The sequence below is a fragment of the Vibrio litoralis DSM 17657 genome (genome assembly GCF_000426765.1).
GTDB lineage: Bacteria > Pseudomonadota > Gammaproteobacteria > Enterobacterales > Vibrionaceae > Vibrio > Vibrio litoralis.
The window spans coordinates 13,943-35,961 of record NZ_KE384566.1; the positions used below are offsets into that span (position 1 = coordinate 13,943).

Sequence of the window (22,019 nt, forward strand, 5' to 3'; positions counted from 1 at the left end):
TTAAGGTTTCGTCATGCTAAGCCGTTACAGATTCAGTTGGATTAAATCAGGTAACCCTTGGGTATGGCTGACGGCTGGTGCTGTCAGTATTAGCCTTATTTCAGTATTAGGCTTACTGCTATTAATTGGTTGGAAGGGGCTGGTGTACTTTTGGCCGGCCCCTTTATATCAATGGCAAGATGCACAAGGACAACGCTTGATCGGCCAAGTCTATCAACGAGATCATGTATCACTGGATCAACTGTCAGAACAAGACAGACCGTGGCCAGAACAAGTAATGAAAGCGGAGCAGGCCGAGCGTTTATCGATAAAAGTGGCCAATCGTGATATTTACCCGCGCGATTTTATTTCGGTGTTAGCGATAGATTTACACCATCAAGTAACTCCGCAAGATCTTGCTGTTTTCGAACGTACACGTTCTGGGGACTTTTTTGGCCAACCCGTCGCATTTGAAAATAAAGGTCAGTCTTATCAAGACTCACTGCCTCAGCGCATTTCGACTGCCATAAAAAGTGCCGATGAGGTTCGGGAAAAGATCGATGATATTTTACAAAATGAATTGCACTTCGTTACTCAAAAACTGAATGAATTACGAGCTGAAAAAAGAGCTAAACAGCAAAAAGGTCAAGCAACATCAGCCTACCTTAAAACTTTTGAACAGCGACAAAGTGGATTAGAAGTTAGGTTTAATCAGGCAGAAAGCAAGATTTTAGCACTGCAAGATCAGTTATCATCGGCGCGAGTACGAGTCAAAGACATGCAAGGGGAGATCATTTCCTTGCCTTTAGACTCAATATTGGATGCTTGGTACCCCAACGACATGAGATTGGGAGAAAAGGTACATCATTGGGTTAAACAAGTTGGAAAGTTTTTACTTGATAACCCAAGAGAGTCGAATTCAGAAGGTGGGGTATTTCCTGCCATTTTCGGTACAGTGTTATTAGTTATTATCATGTCAGTGGTCGTTATGCCGCTTGGTGTGATTGCTGCGATTTATCTGCATGAGTACTCCAGAAATACCATGCTGACACGACTAATTCGAATCTCAGTGGTTAATCTCGCCGGTGTACCATCGATAGTCTATGGCGTGTTTGGTTTAGGTTTCTTTGTCTACACCATAGGTAGCTCAATTGATGAGTTGTTTTACTCTGATACCTTACCTACACCGACGTTTGGTACTCCCGGTTTGCTATGGTCTGCGATGACGTTAGCAATATTAACGTTACCTGTAGTGATTGTTGCTACAGAAGAAGGGTTGGCTCGGGTACCAAATTCAGTGCGACATGGCTCTTATGCTCTAGGGGCAACCAAATTTGAAACGCTATGGCGTACCGTGTTGCCAATGGTGAGTCCTGCGATCATGACGGGTTTAATTCTTGCGGTTGCAAGGGCGGCAGGGGAAGTGGCCCCTTTGATGCTGGTGGGTGTAGTGAAATTGGCTTCTAATTTGCCGGTTGATGGTAATTTCCCATACCTACATTTAGAAAGAAAATTTATGCATCTTGGTTTTCACGTTTATGATGTGGGTTTCCAAACGCCGAATATTGAAGCGGCAAGGCCATTGGTATTTGCGACGTCATTTTTATTGATCACTGTCGTCGTCGGTCTCAATATTACTGCGATCATGATCCGCAATAATTTACGAGAAAAGTTTAAGATATTAGGAAACGATTAATATGCTTTCGATTCATTCGGCGCTTGGGCATCCTGAACCTTTAGATGTTCATAACCTAACCGAACAACAAACGGCGATTTCTATTGATGATTTGAACTTGTTTTACCATAAAGCTCAAGCCTTGAAAGATATTAGCATGCGTATTCCTAAAGGGCAGGTGACCGCTTTTATCGGACCTTCTGGTTGTGGTAAATCGACCTTATTGCGCTGTATCAACCGCATGAATGATTTGGTAGATGGTTGCCGAGTGGAAGGTGAGGTTCTTTTAAACGGCAATAATATTTACCACCCTAGTGTTGATGTCGCGAGTTTGCGTCGACGAGTGGGGATGGTATTCCAACGGCCTAATCCTTTCCCTAAATCGATTTATGAAAATGTGGTGTATGGGTTACGTTTGCAAGGCATAAAAGATTCTCGTTCTTTAGATGATGCGGTTGAGCGTTCATTACGTGCGGCAGCCTTATGGACTGAGGTCAAAGATCGTTTACATGAAAATGCCTTTGGATTATCTGGTGGTCAGCAGCAACGCTTAGTGATTGCTCGCGCTATCGCCATTGAGCCTGAAGTATTATTACTTGATGAGCCGACATCCGCTTTGGATCCGATTTCGACGTTGACGATTGAAGAGCTGATCTCAGAATTAAAAACCAAATACACCGTGGTGATTGTTACGCATAATATGCAGCAAGCCGCGCGAGTCAGTGATCACACCGCTTTTGTGCATATGGGACAGCTGGTGGAGTATAGCGATACCGATTCAATTTTCACTTCGCCAAAAATGAAGAAAACCGAAGATTACATTACGGGACGATACGGTTAATCTATTGTCAGTAAATAAGTAATGGTAAATAAGGATTTAAAATAGCATGCAACTTGGTCGTCATATTTCAGGGCAGTTTAATGTCGAACTAGAGTCTATTCGTACTCACGTATTGGCGATGGGCGGCTTAGTTGAAGAGCAGCTTTCTCTGGCATTACACGCGCTGTATAAACACGATTCTCAATTAGCCACTAAGGTTAAGCGTAATGATGACAAAGTGAATCAAATGGAAGTGGCGATTGATGAAGCTTGTACGCGCATTATTGCTAAAAGGCAGCCAACCGCAAAAGATCTACGTCTGGTGATGGCGATCATTAAAACCATTTCAGATCTGGAACGAATTGGTGATGTTGCGACTAAGTTGAGTTATGTCGCACAAGAAGCGTTTGCCCCGAAACAAGAAACCTTGATTGTTTCAGTCGAAGCGTTTGGGCGCATGGCGGTCAATATGTTGCATCAAGTGTTAGATGCTTTTGCTCGCATGGATGTACAAGCAGCAGCGGCGGTGTATCGTATGGATGATGAGCTGGATGCGGAGCACAAAAAAGTTCAGCAGCAGATGATTGACTTTATGATGCAAGATCCTAGCTCGGTACCAAAAGTCATGCAGATAGTTGCTTGTGCTCAATCGATAGAAAGAGTCGGCGATCGCTGCCAGAACATCTGTGAATACATTATCTATTTCGTCAAAGGAAAAGACGTTCGTCATGATAAAGACTACTTAGAGTCTTTAGTTAAAGAGTAATAGTTTCTTTTCCCAATCATAAAGCGACCCACAGTGTATGAAGTGAGGTCGCCATTTTTATTCGATTGTAATGTCAGTCTTGAAATGCCAATTTTTTAAATACAACTGATAGCGTGCTTAACCGCTTCAATGGTTTGTTTACTGGTTACCGGAATCGCAAAGTCATCGACTGAATCTGATCCCATTTTAGCGCTATCAGCGTGCAATTTCATGTGACTAGGGCGAGTAGTTTTTCCTGAAAGGTGAATCTCGTGGATGCCGGTTTTCTGGATTATTTGTGCCGCATTATCAATGTTGACACCTGCGCCAGCCATAATCGAAAATCGGCCTTGAGCTTGTTCAACCATTTCTGCGATAACGTGAATGCCTTGTTCTGCGGTGCTTGCCAGCCCTGAGGTTAATATACGCTCACAACCTAGTGCTGCGATATCTTCTAATGCTTGTTTAGGATCTCGACATTGATCGATAGCTCGGTGAAAAGTCACGCCCATACCTGAAGCAGCTTCGATAAGACGCTGACATGTTGCTTTATCCACATCACCTTCTGCGGTAAGTGCACCAATTACAATGCCTTGCAAGCCCGCTTGTTTGGCGCAAAGCACATCTTCTAGCATAGATTCAACATCTTGTTCGCTATACAGAAAGTCACCTTGGCGAGGGCGAATCATGGCGTAAACCGGAACACTTGAGTATTGCGCGGCTTTCTTCATAAAACCATAGCTAGGGGTTAAGCCACCTAACGCAAGCGATGAGCATAGTTCAATACGAGTCGCACCACCTTCAATCGCAAGGTGTAGGGATTCTAAGTTATCAATACAAACTTCTAATTCAATGGTCATGATAGGCTCTAAGCTAAAAAGTGATGGTGTATTGTAAAACAAAAAAAGCCCCGCACAATGGCGGGGCTCAATAAACCGTTTAGGCTAAATTATTTTTTGCCTAGGTCATCTGAGTGCTCAGATAGGAATGAAGCAACACCTTTTGGAGATGCGTCCATACCTGCTTTACCTTCTTCCCACTGTGCTGGGCAAACTTCACCGTGTTTTTGGTGGAAGTTTAGTGCGTCAACCATACGTAGCATTTCATCAATGTTACGACCTAGAGGAAGATCGTTAACCACTTGGTGACGAACAAGACCGTCTTCGTCGATTAGGAAAGAACCACGGAAAGCAACGCCTGCTTCTGGGTGCTCAACATCGTATGCTTTAACGATTTCGTGTTTAACGTCAGCAACTAGAGGGTATTTAACTTGACCGATACCGCCGTCAGCGATAGCAGTGTTACGCCATGCGTTATGTGAGAATTGTGAATCGATAGAAACACCGATTACTTCAACGCCTTTAGCTTGGAAATCTTCGAAACGCTTGTCGAAAGCGATTAGCTCTGATGGGCAAACGAATGTGAAGTCTAGAGGGTAGAAGAAAACAACGGCTTTCTTGCCTTTAGTGAATTCTGCAAAGTTGAATGTATCAACAATTTCACCGTTACCTAGAACTGCTGCAGCTGTGAAATCTGGGGCTTGACGACCTACTAGTACCATTTTATTGCTCCTAAATTTTTCTTTGGTATAAAAATCAACACTCAAACTTCTGTGTCTGAGTTTTGTTTCAACGAGACAAACTATAGTACAAGTTGTAGTATGAAAAAAAGCGAAATAAACCGATTAACTTCATCGAAAAAAACGATTATCTCTAATTTGTGATCACAGCATGATTTCACCACAACTTCATCGAAATTTAATATGACTAAATGGCCAAGTTTAAAACAGCTACATTATCTCGTGACACTTTATGAAACGCGTCACTTTAGTGAGGCAGCAGAGCGCTGTTTTGTTAGCCAATCGACCTTAAGTAAAGGTATCCAAAATTTAGAATCTTTAATTGGTTGCCCACTTTACGAAAAAAAAGACAAAAAGAGCCCGCTGGTTTTTACTCTAGCGGGTAAGCAAGTGGTGAAACAAGGGCGGGAGCTCTTAGCCAAAAGCCAAGATTTACTTGAATTAGGATCGCTGTGCCAGGGCAATAATATGCAAGGGCAACTACGAGTTGGCTGCATTCCGACTATTGCGCCTTTTTTACTCGGTGATTTGGTACAAGAAGTCAATCAACGCTTTCCGCAACTGACTTTATTATTACGTGAAGATACTACGACCAATTTATTAAAAGCTTTGCGTAATGGCGATTTGGATGTGTTGATCTTGGCGATGCCGGTGGAGATTGACGGAATGGAATGTCGAATTGTTGGCCAAGATCCGTTTCGTATGATCATCAGCCGAGAGCAGGCCGATTCGATCCGCATTCCTCTGCGCTATGATGACTTGCCGGATGAATCGGTGTTCTTGCTTGAAAATGAACACTGCTTAACCGAGCACGCGGTGTCGGCATGTAAATTAACCAGAAAAGAAAAAATCAATCCATTCTCTGCCACAAGTTTGCATACCTTAGTGCAAATGGTTGCCAATGGATTAGGCACGACTTTTATTCCTCAAATGGCGATTGACCACGGTTTAGTGGATAACCAAAACATTGTTGTGATTGAGCCGCCGGGGAAAAGTGCTCATCGTCAAATTGGTTTGGTTTGGCGACCAAGCTCGAATCGTACGACGACCTTTGAAACATTAGCTAATGTGGTAGAAGGTTTACTTTGATTCAAAGCCCATCAGTCCTTATACCCAAATAATTTCAAGATGCAGAATTCAGAGCTACCATCCAAGTCTTTAGATAAGGAAGATTGGTGAAGGAATGTAAACACCTTTTGAATCAATCTGACACCGTATAAAGGCTTGGATGGAGCTCCCGGAGGGCAAGTTAAAAACAAGCTTTATGCGGGGTTAAATTAAATAGAGATAGAATGACTATGATCATATTTAATTTGCCTTGCCTAAAACTTGTTTTATTCTTGCTGAAACTCGCATCTTGAAGTTACTTGGGTATATACTAGCGCCAGATTTTTACACCGCTAATATCCAAATTGAATAATTGTTTAGCCTTAAGAAAGTGACCCTTCATGCAAGTATCTGATTTTGACTTCGAACTACCCGATGAGCTCATTGCTCGTTACCCTCAGCCACAGCGTACCGCAAGCCGACTATTACAGTTAGATGGCAATAGTGGCGATCTAACGGATGGGAAGTTTACCGATGTGTTGGATCTCGTTCAGCCGGGTGACTTAGTGGTATTCAATAATACGCGCGTTATTCCAGCCCGTGTGTTTGGACGTAAAGCGTCAGGCGGTAAAATTGAAGTTTTAGTCGAGCGAGTATTGGATGAACATTCGATTCTTGCCCATGTGCGTGCGTCAAAATCGCCTAAGCCAGGCAATGCGCTATTTTTAGGTGAAAATGACGAATATCAAGCCACTATGGTTGCACGTCATGATGCATTATTTGAGATTCATTTTGATCATGAAAAAGGCGTATTCGATATTTTGAATGAAATTGGCCACATGCCTCTTCCTCCTTATATTGACCGCCCAGATGAAGATACCGATAAAGAACGTTATCAGACCGTCTATAATCAAAAGCCAGGTGCGGTTGCCGCGCCAACTGCTGGTTTGCATTTTGATAATGAACTTTTAGAGAAAATTAAAGCCAAAGGTGTCGACTTTGCGTATGTGACTCTGCATGTTGGTGCTGGCACTTTTCAGCCAGTTCGTGTCGATGACATTAACGATCACCACATGCATTCTGAATATGTGGAAGTGCCACAAGAAGTGGTTGATGCTATTAACGTAACCAAAGCCCGTGGTGGACGAATTGTTGCCGTGGGTACAACGTCGGTGCGTTCATTAGAAAGTGCCGCGCAAGATGCCAAGCAAAAAGGCACCGAGCTTGTACCATTTTTTGATGATACAGAAATTTTCATCTACCCAGGTTATGAATATCAATTAGTCGATGTACTGATCACTAATTTTCATTTGCCTGAGTCGACCCTAATTATGTTAGTGAGCGCTTTTGCCGGCTATGAGCATGTGATGAACGCTTATCAACATGCTGTAAATAAAGAATATCGCTTCTTCAGTTATGGCGATGCGATGTTTGTAACAAAAAAGCGGTAATGAGTATCTAGTTCCTAGTTTCTAGGATAAAGATGAGAAGCTCATTGCTTGTTGTTACCGCATCGATAAATTTAGTTAAGTAGTAAATGTTTAGCGCATGACTTTCTAGGGACCGGGAACTAGGGTCTAGAAACCTAGCGCTTTTATACCGTTGGACTGTTTATCCGACATTTTGGAGGCTTCGTGAAATACGAACTAATTAAAAAAGACGGCGTTGCTCGTCGTGGACGCTTAACCTTTAAGCGCGGCTCTGTTGAAACCCCTGCATTTATGCCTGTGGGTACTTACGGTACAGTAAAAGGCATGACGCCAGAAGAAGTGAAAGATACTGGCGCAGAGATCTTACTAGGTAATACTTTCCACTTATGGCTTCGTCCTGGTCAAGAGGTCATGAAATTACATGGTGACTTGCATGACTTCATGAACTGGCAAGGCCCTATCTTGACCGATTCAGGCGGCTTCCAAGTATTTAGCTTAGGTAAAATGCGCAAAATCACCGAAGAAGGTGTGCACTTCCGTAACCCTGTGAATGGCGATCGCATTTTCATGGACGCGGAAAAGTCGATGGAAATTCAAAAAGATCTTGGTTCTGACATCGTAATGATTTTCGATGAATGTACGCCATATCCTGCGACCTATGAAGAAGCGCGTAAGTCGATGGAAATGTCATTACGCTGGGCGCAACGTAGTCGTGACCATTTCGATAAGCTTGAAAATCCAAATTCTCTATTCGGGATTGTTCAAGGTGGCGTGTACGGTGATTTACGTGACGTTTCAGTGAAAGGCTTAACGGAAATTGGCTTTGATGGCTACGCGGTGGGTGGTCTTGCGGTTGGTGAACCGAAAGAAGATATGCACCACATGTTAGAGCATACTTGCCCACAACTACCGGAAGACAAACCTCGTTACTTAATGGGAGTTGGCAAACCGGAAGATTTAGTTGAAGGTGTACGTCGTGGTATTGATATGTTCGACTGTGTGATGCCAACTCGAAATGCGCGTAACGGGCATCTGTTTGTAACAGGTGGCGTAATTAAGATTCGTAATGCGTCACATAAAACGGATACATCACCGCTTGATCCACACTGTGATTGTTACACTTGTAAGAATTACTCGAAGTCTTATTTACATCATCTTGATCGTTGTAACGAGATTTTAGGTGCACGTTTAAACACCATCCATAATCTTCGTTATTACCAACGTTTAATGGCAAGCATTCGCCTTGCAATTGATGAAGATCGTTTCGAAGAATTTGTACAAGAGTTCTACGCTCGTCGTGATCGAGAAGTACCACCATTACAAAAAGAACTACGAATGAGTGATTCATCACAATAACATCGTATTTTAAATGGGTTAAGCTGCTCTTTGCCTTGAAAAAAGTAGAGAGCACCCCAATCTAAAAACAAATTATCAAAATCAGAAAAAGGAAATGTTTTAATGAGCTTATTTATTTCAGAAGCACACGCTGCAAGTGCTGGCCCAGCTGGCGGTGGTATGGAAATGTTCATCATGCTTGGTATGTTTGCGTTGATCTTCTATTTCATGATCTACCGCCCTCAAGCAAAACGAGTAAAAGAGCATAAAAACCTAATGGCTGCGATGTCAAAAGGTGATGAAGTGATTACTGGTGGTGGCCTTGTGGGTAAAATCGTTAAGATTTCTGACGATAACGACTACATCCTACTAGCTTTAAATGAAAACAATGAAGTAACAATCAAAAAAGATTTCGTTACGGCTGTGCTACCTAAGGGTACACTTAAATCTCTTTAATTATAGTTAGTTAGCTATAAAAGCTAAAGGATACCCGCTGTGCTAAACCGTTACCCGTTATGGAAGTATCTGATGGTGGCTGCTGTCATCTTAATCAGCGCGCTATACGCTCTTCCAAATATTTACGGTGAAGATCCTGCGGTACAAGTCACTGGGGCGCGCGGCGCCTCAGTTGACATGTCTACACTGGATTCTATTAATACCGTATTAAAAGAAAACGATCTTGAACCCCAGTCTGTTGCACTAGAAAACGGTTCTGTTCTCATTCGTTTCAAAGATACTGATTCTCAAATCAGTGCTCGCGATGTAATCAACCAATCGATGGGTAAAGATTATATCGTTGCTTTAAACCTTGCCCCAGCGACGCCGAGCTGGCTTGATTCAATCGGTGCAACCCCAATGAAGCTTGGCCTTGATTTACGTGGTGGCGTTCACTTCTTAATGGAAGTGGATATGGATGCTGCGATGGAAAAACTTGTTGGCCAACAAGAAGAATCTTTCCGTAGCGATCTTCGTGATGAACGTATTCGTTACCGTGCTATCCGACCTTTAGGTAAAGATGCCGTAGAAGTTGTTTTACGTAATGAAGAACAACTTGATCAAGCGAAAAGCATTCTTTCTGATAAGCACCGCGACATGGTGTTTACCGAAGGTAAAAACAACTCATTGATCGCTAAGTTTAATGAAGCTCGCTTACTTGAAATTCGTAACTACGCGGTTGAGCAAAATATTACGATTCTACGCAACCGTGTTAATGAGCTAGGTGTCGCTGAGCCACTTGTTCAACGTCAAGGTGCAAGCCGCATCGTAGTTGAATTACCAGGTGTTCAAGATACTGCTCGCGCTAAAGAAATTCTTGGTGCCACAGCCACGCTTGAATTCCGTGAAGTGGATGGTAAAGCAGACTTAGCGGCAGCAGCAGCCGGTCGTGTACCGCCGGGTAGTGAAGTTAAGTTTGATAAAGATGGCCGCCCGGCCGTACTGAAAAAGCGTGAAATCCTTGGTGGTTCAAGCATTACTGATGCAAGTTCTAGTACCGATGAATATGGTCGCCCTCAAGTAAATATTTCTCTTGATAGTGAAGGCGGCAATAAAATGGCTGACTTCTCAAAGAAAAATATTGGCAAGTTAATGGCGACAGTCTTTACCGAATATAAAGACAGCGGCAAACGTACGCCAGAAGGTAAAGTGGTATTGGCTAAACACGAAGAAGTGATTAATCAAGCAACCATTCAATCCGCTCTAGGTCGTAGTTTCCGTATTACCGGTATTGATTCAGCGGCAGAAGCGCATAACTTGGCACTATTATTACGTGCTGGTGCTTTGATTGCGCCTATTTCTATTGTGGAGGAACGCACCATTGGTCCATCAATGGGGCAACAAAACATTGATAAAGGTATTCAAGCCTGTGTTTGGGGTATGGTGGCAGTAATGCTATTTACCCTGATCTATTACCGTCGATTTGGTTTTATTGCCAATATGGCACTAATGGCTAACCTAGTGTTAATTATTGGTGTGATGTCGTTGATCCCTGGGGCAACAATGACCTTGCCGGGTATTGCCGGTATTGTATTAACGGTTGGTATGGCAGTCGATGCGAACGTTCTTATCTTTGAGCGGATACGTGAAGAGCTAAAAGAAGGGCGTAGTCCTCAACAAGCGATTCACCAAGGTTATGCCAATGCCTTTAGTACCATTGCAGATGCAAACATTACCACGCTTATCACCGCAATTATTCTATTTGCAGTGGGTACAGGTGCGATTAAAGGCTTTGCGGTTACTCTGTCTATCGGTATTTTAACGTCTATGTTTACGGCTATCATCGGCACACGTTGTGTGGTTAATCTGATGTATGGCGGCAAGCGTAATATCAAGAAATTGTCGATCTAAGGAAGAGTCATGTTTCAAATATTGAAAGCTAACAAAGCGATCGACTTTATGCGTTGGTCTAAGTTTGCCTTTGTGTTCTCTGGCCTAATGATCGCTGCATCTTTGTTTACCATTTCAACTAAATGGTTTAACTGGGGGCTAGATTTTACTGGTGGTACTTTGATTGAGGTGTCATTTGAACATCCAGCCAACCTACCTGTATTACGTGAATCTCTAGCCAAAGATGGCTTTGCCGATGCCACAGTACAAAACTTTGGTTCTGCGCATGATGTGATGGTGCGTATGCGCCCACGTGAAGATGCAAAAGGTGAAGTAATTGGTAATCAAGTCCTTGAGTCATTAAAGCAAGGTACTGGTGATCAAGTGACACTGAAGCGTATTGAATTTGTTGGACCTAACGTTGGCGATGAATTAGCCGAAGCGGGCGGTTTAGCGATTCTGATTTCGCTTCTTTGTATCTTAATGTATGTATCGATGCGTTTTGAGTGGCGTTTGTCTGCTGGTGCGGTATTAGCACTAGCGCACGATGTAACCATTACTCTCGGTATATTCTCATTGCTACAAATTGAGATTGATTTGACCATCGTAGCAGCGCTATTGACGGTAGTCGGTTACTCACTCAATGATACCATCGTAGTATTTGACCGCATCCGTGAGAACTTCCGCAAGATGCGTAATGGTCTACCGGGTGATATCATGAATCATTCAATCACGCAAACATTGAGCCGTACCTTGATTACCTCTGGTACAACTTTGTTTGTGGTTATTGCTCTGTTTACTCAAGGTGGGGCGAATATTCACGGTTTTGCACTAGCATTATTGCTTGGTATTACCGTAGGTACTTACTCGTCAATTTATGTGGCTTCTGCACTAGCATTGAAACTAGGCTTAACACGTGAGCACTTGATGCCAACACAAGTTGAGAAAGAAGGCGCTGACCAAGAGTCAATGATCCCTTAATCGGACATCAGTTCAAAAACAAAGGCTTTGAGTTTTTCGCTCAAAGCCTTTTTTATATCGAGCAACGCACACACAAAAACGCCCGCTGAGAATATCAGCGGGCGTTTATTTTACTCTACTATGAAGGGATGAATTACTTCATCATACCTTCGTTAGAATGTTCACGAACGTGTTTTAGGATGTGTTTCACACCACGTGCGCTTGAAGCGACTATGTTACCAGAAGCTAGGTAGTTAGTACCGCCAGCGAAATCAGTCAAGATAGCACCCGCTTCACGAGCGATAAGTTCACCTGCTGCGATATCCCAAGGTTTCAAACCTAGTTCAAAATAACCATCAACACGGCCAGACGCTAAGTAACATAAATCTAGGGCTGCAGAACCAGTACGACGGAAGTCTGAACATTCTGAGAATAGGCCACCAACGATTTTTACAAAGCTTTCTGCATGTTGTTTTTGTTTAAATGGGAAGCCAGTAGCAAGAATAGCGCCATTCAAATCTTTAATTGGGTTAATACGTAGACGAGCGTTGTTTAATTGTGCGCCAGAACCACGTTGAGCGGTAAACAGCTCATTACGAATTGGATCGTAAACACACGCAACTTCAGTTTTACCGCGCATACGCACAGCAATTGAAACAGAGAAGTGAGGGAAACCTTTTACAAAGTTATTCGTGCCATCCAGTGGGTCAATGATCCATTGAACATCAGTATCTTTACCTTCGATAGAACCGCCTTCTTCACCAACGATGCAGTGATCAGGGTAAGACTTCTTGATGGTATCGATAATCAGTTGTTCTGCTTCTTTGTCGACGTTTGTGACAAAGTCGTTCTGACCTTTTTGAGTCGATTCAATCTTGTCAGTATTTTCTAATGATTTTGCAATATGGTTGCCAGCCATTCGTGCAGCACGAATAGCGATATTTAGCATAGGATGCATATAATTTTCCCAACGGATGTTAAAGAACGAAAAAGCGGCGTGCAGTATACCAGAGTTTATCTAAATAGAAAGCGTCTATTTTTTGCTCATTCGTAAGTTGTCTCGATTAAGGTAGCATTTATTTAGTTTGGAGTATGGTATTATGCGGCTAATTTTCACTATGACGAAGACTGCAATGTTAGACAACGTAAAAGTAATTTTAGTCGGCACCTCACATTCTGGGAATATAGGTTCTGCGGCAAGAGCAATGAAGGTGATGGGGCTAACCGAATTAGTCTTAGTGGCACCACAGTGTCAAGTTGATGAACAGACACTTTCTTTGGCATCTGGTGCTGGTGATGTTGCGGAAAATGCACGCATTGTAGAAACGCTAGATGAAGCCGTGTCAGACTGTGCATTAGTGGTTGGATCAAGTGCTCGTTCTCGTACGCTTGAATGGCCAATGCTTGAGCCTCGCGAATGTGGTGAGAAATTTATTCAAGAAGCAGAAAAAGGCAAAGTTGCTTTAGTGTTTGGCCGTGAAAGAACCGGACTAACCAATGAAGAACTGCAAAAGTGCCATTATCATGTCTGTATTCCGGCAAACCCTGAATATAGCTCGCTTAATCTAGCGATGGCGGTACAGACTTTAAGTTATGAGATCCGCATGGCTTGGCTTAACAAACAAGCAGGGCAGTATCCGGAACCAATCGCTGAAGAGTACCCAAGGCATAAAGAATTAGAGTTATTTTATCAGCACCTTGAAAACACCATCTTGAAGACCCAGTTTATCTCTAAAGATAAGCCAAATCTGGTGATGAATAAATTACGTCGCTTGTTTAGTCGTTCTCGTCCTGAGGTTCAAGAATTAAACATGTTGCGAGGTATTCTAACCTCGATTGAAAAGTCTATTCCTGAGAAAAAATAGTTACTTATGAATACCTGACTAAAATGGTCAAATTAATACTTGACCATTTTAGTCGGGTATGGAATTATAGTCTCCACATACTTACTGTGGGTACGGTTCATATGAGACTTACATCAAAAGGAAGATACGCGGTAACAGCAATGTTGGATGTAGCTTTACATTCAAATCAAGGACCTGTGCCGTTAGCGGATATTTCAGAGCGCCAAGGGATTTCACTATCTTACTTGGAGCAACTTTTTTCACGATTACGTAAAGCCGGCTTAGTAGCGAGCGTACGTGGTCCTGGTGGTGGCTACCGCCTTGGTATCGAAGCGGATCAGATCGCAGTAGGTACTGTGATTTCAGCCGTTGATGAATCGGTAGATGCAACAAAATGTCAAGGTAAAGGCGATTGCCAAAGTGGCGTACGCTGCTTAACTCATACCTTGTGGCATGATTTAAGTGCTCGCATTAGTGAGTTCTTAGATGGTATTACGCTTGGTGAGCTTATGATGAACAATGAAGTTCTTGATATCTCTGAGCGTCAGAATATTGAACTAATAGTGAATAACAGCTTTGGTAATAACAATTACGCCTCAGAAAAGAATGATAAAGCGGACACTGTTGGTATGAATGCTCACCTTTAACGTGAGCGAAAAGTTTTCACATTGGAGTAAAGAATGAAACTGCCTATTTATTTTGACTATTCAGCAACATGTCCCGTTGACCAGCGTGTAGCTGAAAAGATGGTTCAATTTATGACGATGGATGGCACCTTTGGTAACCCAGCATCGCGTTCTCACCGATTTGGTTGGCAGGCAGAAGAAGCGGTTGATCATGCTCGTGAGCAAGTTGCAGACATCTTAAATGCAGACCCACGTGAAATAGTATTTACTTCTGGTGCGACAGAATCAGATAACCTTGCGATTAAAGGTGCTGCACACTTTTATGGTAAGCAAGGTAAGCATATCATCACTTGCAAAACTGAGCATAAAGCTGTGCTAGACCCATGTCGCCAGCTAGAGCGCGAAGGTTATGAAGTGACGTATCTTGAACCTGAAAGTAATGGCTTGATTAATATCGAAACATTTAAAGCCGCATTACGTGAAGATACGGTGTTAGTTTCTATCATGCACGTCAACAATGAAATCGGTGTTATTCAAGATATCAAAGCGATTGGTGAATTATGTCGTGCAAACAAAACGATTTTTCATGTCGATGCTGCGCAATCAGCAGGTAAATTACCTATTGATACCAAAGAATTAAAAGTTGATTTAATCTCCTTGTCGGCGCATAAGATTTATGGCCCTAAAGGTATCGGTGCACTTTATGTTCGCCGTAAACCGCGTATTCGTTTAGAAGCACAAATGCATGGTGGTGGTCATGAGCGAGGTTTTCGTTCAGGTACTTTAGCAACCCATCAAATCGTGGGTATGGGCGAAGCCCTTGCAGTTGCTAAGCAGGATATGAAAAAGGATTACGATCATGCATTAGCATTACGTAATCGCTTGTTAGACGGCATCAAAGATATGGAAGCGGTGACAATTAATGGCGATCTTGAGCAACGCCTACCAAACAACTTAAACGTAAGCTTTGCGTTTGTTGAAGGTGAATCATTGTTGATGGCATTAAAAGACCTTGCGGTATCTTCGGGTTCGGCATGTACATCTGCTAGCCTTGAGCCTTCATACGTACTACGTGCGTTAGGACTAGATGATGAATTGGCACACAGCTCAGTTCGTTTCTCTTTTGGTCGTTTCACTACTGAAGAAGAAATTGACTATGCCGTTAAACAAATTCGTGTAGCAGTAGACAAACTCCGTGACATGTCACCACTATGGGACATGTACAAAGAAGGGATTGATTTGAACACCGTTGAGTGGGCTCATCATTAATCTCAAGGAAGTAGAAGATTCGAGGTAAATATTATGGCGTATAGCGAAAAAGTAATCGAACATTATGAGAACCCACGTAACGTCGGTTCTTTTGATAAAGAAGATCCTTCTATCGGTAGTGGTATGGTTGGTGCTCCTGCTTGTGGTGACGTGATGAAACTACAAATTAAAGTATCAGCAGAAGGCATTATCGAAGATGCGAAATTTAAAACCTATGGTTGTGGTTCTGCCATTGCATCAAGCTCATTGGTAACAGAGTGGGTTAAGGGCAAAAGCTTAGATGAAGCGGCTTCAATTAAAAACGCTGAAATCGCAGAAGAATTGGCATTACCACCAGTAAAAGTTCACTGTTCAATTCTTGCAGAAGATGCAATTAAAGCGGCAGTGTCGGATTATAAAAAGAAACATCAGCAGTAATGTTAAATCAAGGGAAGGGCTCTCCTTTCCCTATTTAACTTAGGCATATTTTTTATTTTCACCCTATTTATTGATATACACAAGGTTGCAGTATGGCCATCACCATGACAGACGCGGCAGCAAATCGCGTAAGAACATTCTTGGAAAACCGAGGCAAGGGCATTGGTCTTCGTTTAGGTGTAAGAACCACTGGGTGTTCAGGCATGGCTTATGTTTTAGAGTTTGTCGATCAACTTAATGAAGAAGATCAAGCTTTTGAACATGATGGGGTAAAGATTATTATAGATCCTAAAAGTTTAGTTTACCTCGATGGCACCGAACTTGATTTCGTCAAAGAGGGGCTAAATGAAGGCTTTCAGTTTAATAACCCTAATGTGAAAGGTGAATGTGGTTGTGGTGAAAGCTTCAACGTATAATCCTTCATAATAGGTACGATGGCACTCTAATTAGGGTGCCATTGCCATTTTAAGACGTCAGCGATGTGTGAATACCATGTGACTGGCTAGCATTAGGCACGAGTTATTACCATGAACCATTTTGAATTATTTGGCTTACCTAACCAATTTGAGTTAGATAATAATACCTTGTCTGAAACGTTTCGTGATCTCCAGCGTCGTTTTCATCCTGATAAGTTTGCCTCCGCTTCTGAGCGAGACCGATTAATGTCTGTGCAGAAAGCGGCAGAAATTAACGATGCCTATCAAACCTTAAAATCTCCTATTTCTCGAGCTGAATATATCCTTGCTCTACAAGGAGTTGATATTCGCGCTGAACAGCAGACAATGAGTGATCCAATGTTCTTAATGGAACAGATGGAATTGCGAGAAGAAATTGAAACTATCGCTCAATCTGATGAGCCAGAAAGTGCTTTATTTGATTTCGATAGTAAAATTCAAACAATGTATCAGCAGCAACTCGTACAATTAAAAACACAGCTTGAAAGTGAGCAGTGGGATAGTGCTGCGGATGGCGTTCGAAAGCTTAAGTTTGTTAATAAATTAAGATATGAAATCGAGCAACTTGAAGATAAGTTGCTTGGCTAAAGCTTTAGAGTTAAAGCTCTTTTAATCTTTAATCTCTATTAGCCAATATAGAAAGGATAGTTCCGAATATGCTACTTCAAATTGCAGAACCTGGTCAAAGTGCCGCACCACATGAGCATAAGTTTGCCGTAGGGATTGATTTAGGTACTACCAACTCTCTTGTTGCCGCAGTAAGAAGTGGCTCATGCACTCCTTTGGTTGATGAAAACCAAAAAGCAATTTTGCCTTCAGTGGTTCATTATTCTCAAGATGGCGTGTCAGTCGGCGCGCAGGCAAAACAAAAAGCGCAACAAGACCCCAAAAATACCATTAGTTCAGTGAAACGTCTTATTGGTCGTTCACTTGATGACGTTCAATCTCGTTATGCTGATCTACCTTATCAATTTCAAGCCAGTGATAATGGTTTACCACTTATTCAAGTGCCTACGGGGTTAGTCAATCCTATTCAGGTTTCGAGTGAAATTTTAAAAAGCTTAGTTGAGCGAGCGGAAAGTACTCTAGCCCATGAGATTGAAGGCGTAGTGATCACCGTTCCTGCTTATTTTGATGATGCTCAGCGCGCAGGTACTAAAGATGCTGCCGAGTTAGCTGGTTTGAAAGTTCTTCGTTTATTAAACGAACCAACCGCTGCGGCGATCGCTTATGGCTTAGATTCAGGCCAAGAAGGTGTGATCGCGGTTTATGACCTAGGTGGTGGTACTTTTGATATCTCACTACTACGTCTATCAAAAGGTGTATTTGAAGTGCTGGCTACAGGCGGCGACTCTGCACTAGGTGGTGATGACTTTGATGATCTTTTATTGGATTACTTTAAACAGCAAGTTGGTCAGCTTGATAAATTAAGTGCCGAGCAGCACCGAGTGTTATTGGATGCGGCCACTCAAGCAAAGATTGGTTTGTCAGATAATGAACAAGTTAACGTTGAAGTGCTTGGCCAAACTATCACATTAACTCGTGAGCAATTTAATGACATTATTCAGCCTCTGGTTAAAAAGACCTTATTATCGTGTCGTCGTGCATTAAAAGATGCCGATGTTACCGCTGAAGATGTCAGTGAAATCGTGATGGTAGGCGGTTCAACTCGTACTCCTCTTGTTCGGACTATGGTTGGTGAGTTTTTCGGCCGTACACCTTTGACTAGTATTAACCCTGATGAAGTCGTGGCAATTGGTGCTGGTATTCAAGCGGATATTCTCGTCGGTAATAAACCCGATTCAGATATGCTGTTATTGGATGTGATCCCGCTTTCCCTTGGTATTGAAACCATGGGGGGCTTGGTTGAGAAAATCATTCCACGCAATACCACTATCCCTGTCGCTAAAGCGCAAGAGTTCACCACATTCAAAGATGGTCAAACCGCCATGTTAGTTCACGTCGTGCAAGGTGAACGTGAAATGGTTGATGATTGTCGTTCATTAGCTCGTTTTACTCTAAACGGTATTCCGCCAATGAAAGCGGGGGCTGCACATATCCGAGTGACTTATCAGGTCGACGCTGATGGTTTGTTGTCAGTGACTGCAATGGAGAAGAGCACTGGCGTACAAGCGGATATTCAGGTGAAACCTTCTTACGGTTTAAGTGATACTGAAATCGCCGATATGCTGAGATCTTCAATGACTCATGCTAAAGAAGACATGCATGCTCGTGCGTTAGCGGAACAGAAAGTTGAAGCAGATCGAGTGATTGAAGGTCTACTGGTTGCCTTGCAAGAAAATGGTGAAGAGCTACTAAGTAAAGAAGAATACTTAGCACTAGAAGATTCGGTAAGAACCTTGATCCAACTACGTAATGGCCAAGATGCTGATGCCATTGAGCAAGGAATTAAAGACACTGATAAAGTAAGCCAAGAGTTTGCATCGCGTCGAATGGATGTATCAATTCGCGCGGCATTAGCCGGACAGTCAGTCGATAATATTTAATTAATGGATATTGGTTAAGAGTACTTAACCAATGCATAGACAATATATTATGAGTAAAGCGTACTTATAATAACTCTATTGAAGTAGGATGAATTATGCCTAAGATTGTTGTATTACCTCACGAAGATTTATGCCCTGAAGGTGCTGTATTAGAAGCACAAACAGGGGAATCCGTATTAGATGTCGCATTGAAAAATGGTATTGGCATTGAGCATGCTTGTGAAAAATCATGTGCCTGTACAACTTGTCATATTGTGATTCGTGAAGGCTTTGATTCATTAGAAGAAAGTGAAGAATTAGAAGATGATATGCTAGATAAAGCATGGGGACTGGAGCCTGAATCTCGTTTAGGCTGTCAGGCGAAAGTCGCAGAGCAAGATTTGGTGGTTGAAATCCCTCGCTATACCATCAACTTAGCATCGGAAAATCATTAATAATATCTGGTAGAGCAAGGAGTAGTACATGGGATTAAAATGGACGGATTCACAAGATATAGCCATTGAACTCGCGGAAAAATTTCCAGATCTCGATCCTCAAACCGTACGTTTTACGGATATGCACCAATGGATCACAGAGCTTGAGGATTTTGATGACGAGCCAAATCGTTCCAATGAAAAAATCTTAGAAGCTATTTTACTGTGTTGGTTAGATGAAATTTAACCCTAGATAACGATAACATACTAGATTTTCATTTATAGAAAGCCTCTTCGGAGGCTTTTATTTTGTTTGAAACTTATTAAGTAGAAATAGTGATTATATCTAGTACAAAGAAAGGTCAAAGTCACAAGTTATCACGGCTATTATGATACTTGTGATGATTCGCATTATGATATAGCTTAGCTTTAAATCTAATTTATATACCCAAGTAATTTCAAGATGCGAGCTTATAGAGCAAACTTTGTGCTCGTTCTTTTCTCAAATAATGACAGCCTATTTGGTTTTAAGGGCTCCCTAGACATTTAGGTAAGGAGTAAAAATGTCAACACAACTATCAGTGAGTATTACTCGTGAAGCGGCTCCATCTCAATGGGGTGAAAAGGCACTACTTTCTTTTTCTGCCGACGGTGCGATTGTTCACTTGCTATCAGCATCTGATTTTGATTCGGCGCAACGTGCAGCACGCAAACTAGCCTCACAAGGCATTAAACATGTTGAGCTAACCGGTGAAGATTGGGATTTGGAAACGATCTGGGTTTTCGTTCAAGGTTTCCGTTCTTCTAAAAAAGGTAATACCGTTACTTGGCCTCAGTTAGATAACGAAGCGCAACTAGAGTTAGAAGCGCGTATTAAGGTGACGGATTGGGTTCGTGACATTATTAATAAAAGTGCCGAAGAAGTGGCGCCTCGTCAATTAACGACTATGGCGGGCGAGTTTATAAAATCTTTAGCTCCAGAAGGCAGTGTTAGCTACAAGATCGTAAAAGATAAAGATCTACTAACTGAAGGCTGGGAAGGGATCTATGCTGTAGGGCGTGGCTCTGAGCGTACCTCTGCGATGTTACAGCTAGACTTTAACCCAACCGGCGATGTTGACGCGCCTGTTTATGCTTGTCTGGTCGGTAAAGGCATTACGTTTGATTCGGGTGGCTACAGTATTAAACCATCGGGTTTTATGGATTCAATGAAAGCGGATATGGGCGGCTCTGGTACGATTACCGGAGGATTGGCATTAGCCATCGCTCGTGGTTTGAATAAGCGTGTAAAACTGATCTTATGCTGCGCGGAGAATATGATTTCTGGCCGAGCACTAAAACTCGGTGACATCATTACTTATAAAAATGGCAAGACCGTTGAAGTAATGAATACCGATGCGGAAGGCCGACTAGTACTAGCCGATGGCTTAATGTACGCCAGTGAGCAAAAACCAAAGCTGATTATTGATTGTGCCACCTTAACCGGCGCAGCTAAAAATGCCCTAGGTAACGATTATCATGCTCTACTTACGTTCGACAACAAGCTGGCACAGAAAGCGCTAAAAAGTGCGGAACAGGAATCAGAAGGCTTGTGGCAATTACCGTTAGCTGATTTCCATCGTAACATGCTGCCATCAAACTTTGCTGATATGTCGAATATCTCGTCAGCGGCATATAGCCCAGGCGCAAGTACAGCGGCCGCCTTTTTGTCTTACTTTGTCGAAGATTATAAAAAAGGCTGGTTACACTTTGATTGTGCAGGCACTTACCGTAAATCATCAAGTGACAAGTGGTCAGCTGGAGCGACAGGGATGGGCGTAAGAACGTTAGCTAGAATTTTGATTGAACAAGCAAAATAACGACACAACATAAGTAAAATAACCACAACATAAAGCTTAGGGGGAATCATTTTCTCCCTCTTGCTAACAATGATAAAAATAAGACCAAAGGATTTTATATGGCTTTAGAAAGAACATTTTCAATCATCAAGCCCGATGCGGTTGAACGTAACCTGATTGGTGCCATTTATCAACGAATGGAAAAAGCTGGGTTGTCTATCGTTGCTGCTAAAATGGTACATTTAACTGCAGAGCAAGCGAGTGGTTTTTATGCTGAGCATGAAGGCAAACCGTTTTTTGAGCCGTTAAAAGAATTTATGACATCTGGACCTATTATGGTGCAAGTACTGGAAGGTGAAAATGCCATTGCTCGTTACCGTGAGCTAATGGGAAAAACCAATCCAGACGAAGCGGCTTGTGGCACTTTACGTGCGGATTATGCACTTAGTATGCGTCATAACTCGGTTCATGGCTCGGACAGCCCTGAATCAGCAGCTCGTGAAATTGAGTTCTTTTTCCCGCAATCAGAAATTTGTCCACGCTGACAACTACAGCTTTATTCAGTCAGATAGAATTCCACTATACTTAAGAGACCAATAAGGTCTCTTTTTTTATAGATGCTTTGTATTTTAAATCGTAGTTTTGTTGACGACGTTAATTCACTTGTTGCCTTACTACAACGCCAATTACTTACGTATAGCTATTTGAATTCTACATACTGAACAAACCTTGTTGTGAGTGTATAAACCCTGTAC

23 protein-coding genes are annotated in these 22,019 nt (G+C 42.3%); 20 read left to right on the forward strand and 3 right to left on the reverse strand.

The annotated features are described in order from the left end of the window. The first annotated feature begins 13 nt into the window (after nucleotides 1-13). The 3 genes from pstA to phoU are packed head-to-tail and all read left to right on the forward strand — an operon-like array spanning nucleotide 14 to nucleotide 3,240. Nucleotides 14-1,675 (forward strand): phosphate ABC transporter permease PstA, encoded by a 1,662-nt coding sequence (gene pstA, locus K358_RS0110360; RefSeq protein ID WP_027696752.1) that lies wholly within the window; start codon nucleotides 14-16, stop codon nucleotides 1,673-1,675. A gap of 1 nt (nucleotide 1,676) precedes the next feature. Beyond that, nucleotides 1,677-2,495 carry a phosphate ABC transporter ATP-binding protein PstB gene (pstB, locus tag K358_RS0110365; protein ID WP_027696753.1) on the forward strand — a complete coding sequence of 273 codons (819 nt, stop codon included), beginning with the start codon at nucleotides 1,677-1,679 and terminating at the stop codon, nucleotides 2,493-2,495. A gap of 46 nt (nucleotides 2,496-2,541) precedes the next feature. Further along, nucleotides 2,542-3,240: a phosphate signaling complex protein PhoU gene (gene phoU / locus K358_RS0110370; protein WP_027696754.1), complete on the forward strand. Its 699-nt coding sequence runs from the start codon at nucleotides 2,542-2,544 to the stop codon at nucleotides 3,238-3,240. 95 nt (nucleotides 3,241-3,335) lie between these two features. On the opposite strand, the gene K358_RS0110375 is transcribed toward phoU, so the two are convergent. Both K358_RS0110375 and K358_RS0110380 read right to left on the reverse strand, forming a co-directional pair. Further along, complete coding sequence (locus K358_RS0110375; RefSeq protein ID WP_027696755.1) at nucleotides 3,336-4,079, reverse strand: copper homeostasis protein CutC; 744 nt, start codon at nucleotides 4,077-4,079, stop codon at nucleotides 3,336-3,338. 89 nt (nucleotides 4,080-4,168) lie between these two features. Beyond that, the gene (locus K358_RS0110380; RefSeq protein ID WP_027696756.1) at nucleotides 4,169-4,780 is read right to left on the reverse strand and encodes a peroxiredoxin C; all 612 of its coding nucleotides are present in this window, start codon (nucleotides 4,778-4,780) and stop codon (nucleotides 4,169-4,171) included. Between the two features lie 201 nt (nucleotides 4,781-4,981). On the opposite strand from K358_RS0110380, the gene K358_RS0110385 reads away from it, so the two are divergent. The 6 genes from K358_RS0110385 (at nucleotide 4,982) to secF (ending at nucleotide 11,916) form a co-directional block, all read left to right on the forward strand. Further along, on the forward strand, nucleotides 4,982-5,887 hold the full coding sequence (locus tag K358_RS0110385) for a hydrogen peroxide-inducible genes activator (protein ID WP_027696757.1): 906 nt from the start codon (nucleotides 4,982-4,984) through the stop codon (nucleotides 5,885-5,887). A 359-nt stretch (nucleotides 5,888-6,246) separates the two neighbouring features. Beyond that, complete coding sequence (gene queA, locus K358_RS0110390) at nucleotides 6,247-7,296, forward strand: tRNA preQ1(34) S-adenosylmethionine ribosyltransferase-isomerase QueA (RefSeq protein ID WP_027696758.1); 1,050 nt, start codon at nucleotides 6,247-6,249, stop codon at nucleotides 7,294-7,296. Nucleotides 7,297-7,479: 183 nt separating this feature from the next. Further along, nucleotides 7,480-8,631 carry a tRNA guanosine(34) transglycosylase Tgt gene (tgt, locus tag K358_RS0110395; RefSeq protein WP_027696759.1) on the forward strand — a complete coding sequence of 384 codons (1,152 nt, stop codon included), beginning with the start codon at nucleotides 7,480-7,482 and terminating at the stop codon, nucleotides 8,629-8,631. A gap of 102 nt (nucleotides 8,632-8,733) precedes the next feature. Further along, nucleotides 8,734-9,066 (forward strand): preprotein translocase subunit YajC, encoded by a 333-nt coding sequence (yajC, locus tag K358_RS0110400; RefSeq protein ID WP_027696760.1) that lies wholly within the window; start codon nucleotides 8,734-8,736, stop codon nucleotides 9,064-9,066. Between the two features lie 39 nt (nucleotides 9,067-9,105). Then, nucleotides 9,106-10,956 (forward strand): protein translocase subunit SecD, encoded by a 1,851-nt coding sequence (gene secD / locus K358_RS0110405; protein ID WP_038150098.1) that lies wholly within the window; start codon nucleotides 9,106-9,108, stop codon nucleotides 10,954-10,956. Between the two features lie 9 nt (nucleotides 10,957-10,965). Then, nucleotides 10,966-11,916, forward strand: a complete 951-nt coding sequence (gene secF / locus K358_RS0110410) for a protein translocase subunit SecF (RefSeq protein WP_027696762.1) — start codon at nucleotides 10,966-10,968, stop codon at nucleotides 11,914-11,916. A gap of 133 nt (nucleotides 11,917-12,049) precedes the next feature. On the opposite strand, the gene suhB is transcribed toward secF, so the two are convergent. Then, nucleotides 12,050-12,853: an inositol-1-monophosphatase gene (gene suhB / locus K358_RS0110415; protein ID WP_027696763.1), complete on the reverse strand. Its 804-nt coding sequence runs from the start codon at nucleotides 12,851-12,853 to the stop codon at nucleotides 12,050-12,052. Between the two features lie 175 nt (nucleotides 12,854-13,028). On the opposite strand from suhB, the gene trmJ reads away from it, so the two are divergent. The 11 genes from trmJ to ndk all read left to right on the forward strand — a co-directional run bounded on the left by trmJ (nucleotide 13,029) and on the right by ndk (nucleotide 21,809). Further along, nucleotides 13,029-13,760 (forward strand): tRNA (cytosine(32)/uridine(32)-2'-O)-methyltransferase TrmJ, encoded by a 732-nt coding sequence (gene trmJ, locus K358_RS0110420; RefSeq protein ID WP_027696764.1) that lies wholly within the window; start codon nucleotides 13,029-13,031, stop codon nucleotides 13,758-13,760. A 101-nt stretch (nucleotides 13,761-13,861) separates the two neighbouring features. Then, nucleotides 13,862-14,386: a Fe-S cluster assembly transcriptional regulator IscR gene (iscR, locus tag K358_RS0110425; RefSeq protein WP_027696765.1), complete on the forward strand. Its 525-nt coding sequence runs from the start codon at nucleotides 13,862-13,864 to the stop codon at nucleotides 14,384-14,386. Nucleotides 14,387-14,419: 33 nt separating this feature from the next. Then, a complete protein-coding gene (locus K358_RS0110430) occupies nucleotides 14,420-15,634 on the forward strand; it encodes an IscS subfamily cysteine desulfurase (protein WP_027696766.1) in 1,215 nt (404 codons plus the stop codon). Between the two features lie 33 nt (nucleotides 15,635-15,667). After that, nucleotides 15,668-16,051 (forward strand): Fe-S cluster assembly scaffold IscU, encoded by a 384-nt coding sequence (gene iscU / locus K358_RS0110435; protein ID WP_027696767.1) that lies wholly within the window; start codon nucleotides 15,668-15,670, stop codon nucleotides 16,049-16,051. Between the two features lie 92 nt (nucleotides 16,052-16,143). Then, nucleotides 16,144-16,467: an iron-sulfur cluster assembly protein IscA gene (gene iscA / locus K358_RS0110440; protein ID WP_027696768.1), complete on the forward strand. Its 324-nt coding sequence runs from the start codon at nucleotides 16,144-16,146 to the stop codon at nucleotides 16,465-16,467. Between the two features lie 111 nt (nucleotides 16,468-16,578). Further along, complete coding sequence (gene hscB / locus K358_RS0110445) at nucleotides 16,579-17,094, forward strand: co-chaperone HscB (protein WP_027696769.1); 516 nt, start codon at nucleotides 16,579-16,581, stop codon at nucleotides 17,092-17,094. Nucleotides 17,095-17,162: 68 nt separating this feature from the next. Beyond that, a complete protein-coding gene (gene hscA / locus K358_RS0110450) occupies nucleotides 17,163-19,013 on the forward strand; it encodes a Fe-S protein assembly chaperone HscA (protein ID WP_027696770.1) in 1,851 nt (616 codons plus the stop codon). Nucleotides 19,014-19,108: 95 nt separating this feature from the next. Next, the gene (gene fdx / locus K358_RS0110455) at nucleotides 19,109-19,447 is read left to right on the forward strand and encodes an ISC system 2Fe-2S type ferredoxin (RefSeq protein WP_027696771.1); all 339 of its coding nucleotides are present in this window, start codon (nucleotides 19,109-19,111) and stop codon (nucleotides 19,445-19,447) included. Between the two features lie 28 nt (nucleotides 19,448-19,475). Then, nucleotides 19,476-19,673, forward strand: a complete 198-nt coding sequence (gene iscX / locus K358_RS0110460) for a Fe-S cluster assembly protein IscX (protein ID WP_027696772.1) — start codon at nucleotides 19,476-19,478, stop codon at nucleotides 19,671-19,673. Nucleotides 19,674-19,989: 316 nt separating this feature from the next. After that, entirely contained in the window at nucleotides 19,990-21,285 is a 1,296-nt protein-coding gene (pepB, locus tag K358_RS0110465; protein WP_027696773.1) for an aminopeptidase PepB, read from the forward strand. A 98-nt stretch (nucleotides 21,286-21,383) separates the two neighbouring features. Next, the gene (ndk, locus tag K358_RS0110470; RefSeq protein WP_027696774.1) at nucleotides 21,384-21,809 is read left to right on the forward strand and encodes a nucleoside-diphosphate kinase; all 426 of its coding nucleotides are present in this window, start codon (nucleotides 21,384-21,386) and stop codon (nucleotides 21,807-21,809) included. Nucleotides 21,810-22,019: the final 210 nt, after the last annotated feature.

Coding starts and splice junctions, on each gene's coding strand:
- pstA (WP_027696752.1), top strand. CDS start 14: ATGCTAAGCCGTTACAGATTCAGTTGGATTAAATCAGGTAACCCTTGG.
- pstB (WP_027696753.1), top strand. CDS start 1,677: ATGCTTTCGATTCATTCGGCGCTTGGGCATCCTGAACCTTTAGATGTT.
- phoU (WP_027696754.1), top strand. CDS start 2,542: ATGCAACTTGGTCGTCATATTTCAGGGCAGTTTAATGTCGAACTAGAG.
- K358_RS0110375 (WP_027696755.1), bottom strand. CDS start 4,079: ATGACCATTGAATTAGAAGTTTGTATTGATAACTTAGAATCCCTACAC.
- K358_RS0110380 (WP_027696756.1), bottom strand. CDS start 4,780: ATGGTACTAGTAGGTCGTCAAGCCCCAGATTTCACAGCTGCAGCAGTT.
- K358_RS0110385 (WP_027696757.1), top strand. CDS start 4,982: ATGACTAAATGGCCAAGTTTAAAACAGCTACATTATCTCGTGACACTT.
- queA (WP_027696758.1), top strand. CDS start 6,247: ATGCAAGTATCTGATTTTGACTTCGAACTACCCGATGAGCTCATTGCT.
- yajC (WP_027696760.1), top strand. CDS start 8,734: ATGAGCTTATTTATTTCAGAAGCACACGCTGCAAGTGCTGGCCCAGCT.
- secF (WP_027696762.1), top strand. CDS start 10,966: ATGTTTCAAATATTGAAAGCTAACAAAGCGATCGACTTTATGCGTTGG.
- suhB (WP_027696763.1), bottom strand. CDS start 12,853: ATGCATCCTATGCTAAATATCGCTATTCGTGCTGCACGAATGGCTGGC.
- trmJ (WP_027696764.1), top strand. CDS start 13,029: ATGTTAGACAACGTAAAAGTAATTTTAGTCGGCACCTCACATTCTGGG.
- iscR (WP_027696765.1), top strand. CDS start 13,862: ATGAGACTTACATCAAAAGGAAGATACGCGGTAACAGCAATGTTGGAT.
- K358_RS0110430 (WP_027696766.1), top strand. CDS start 14,420: ATGAAACTGCCTATTTATTTTGACTATTCAGCAACATGTCCCGTTGAC.
- iscU (WP_027696767.1), top strand. CDS start 15,668: ATGGCGTATAGCGAAAAAGTAATCGAACATTATGAGAACCCACGTAAC.
- iscA (WP_027696768.1), top strand. CDS start 16,144: ATGGCCATCACCATGACAGACGCGGCAGCAAATCGCGTAAGAACATTC.
- hscB (WP_027696769.1), top strand. CDS start 16,579: ATGAACCATTTTGAATTATTTGGCTTACCTAACCAATTTGAGTTAGAT.
- hscA (WP_027696770.1), top strand. CDS start 17,163: ATGCTACTTCAAATTGCAGAACCTGGTCAAAGTGCCGCACCACATGAG.
- fdx (WP_027696771.1), top strand. CDS start 19,109: ATGCCTAAGATTGTTGTATTACCTCACGAAGATTTATGCCCTGAAGGT.
- iscX (WP_027696772.1), top strand. CDS start 19,476: ATGGGATTAAAATGGACGGATTCACAAGATATAGCCATTGAACTCGCG.
- pepB (WP_027696773.1), top strand. CDS start 19,990: ATGTCAACACAACTATCAGTGAGTATTACTCGTGAAGCGGCTCCATCT.
- ndk (WP_027696774.1), top strand. CDS start 21,384: ATGGCTTTAGAAAGAACATTTTCAATCATCAAGCCCGATGCGGTTGAA.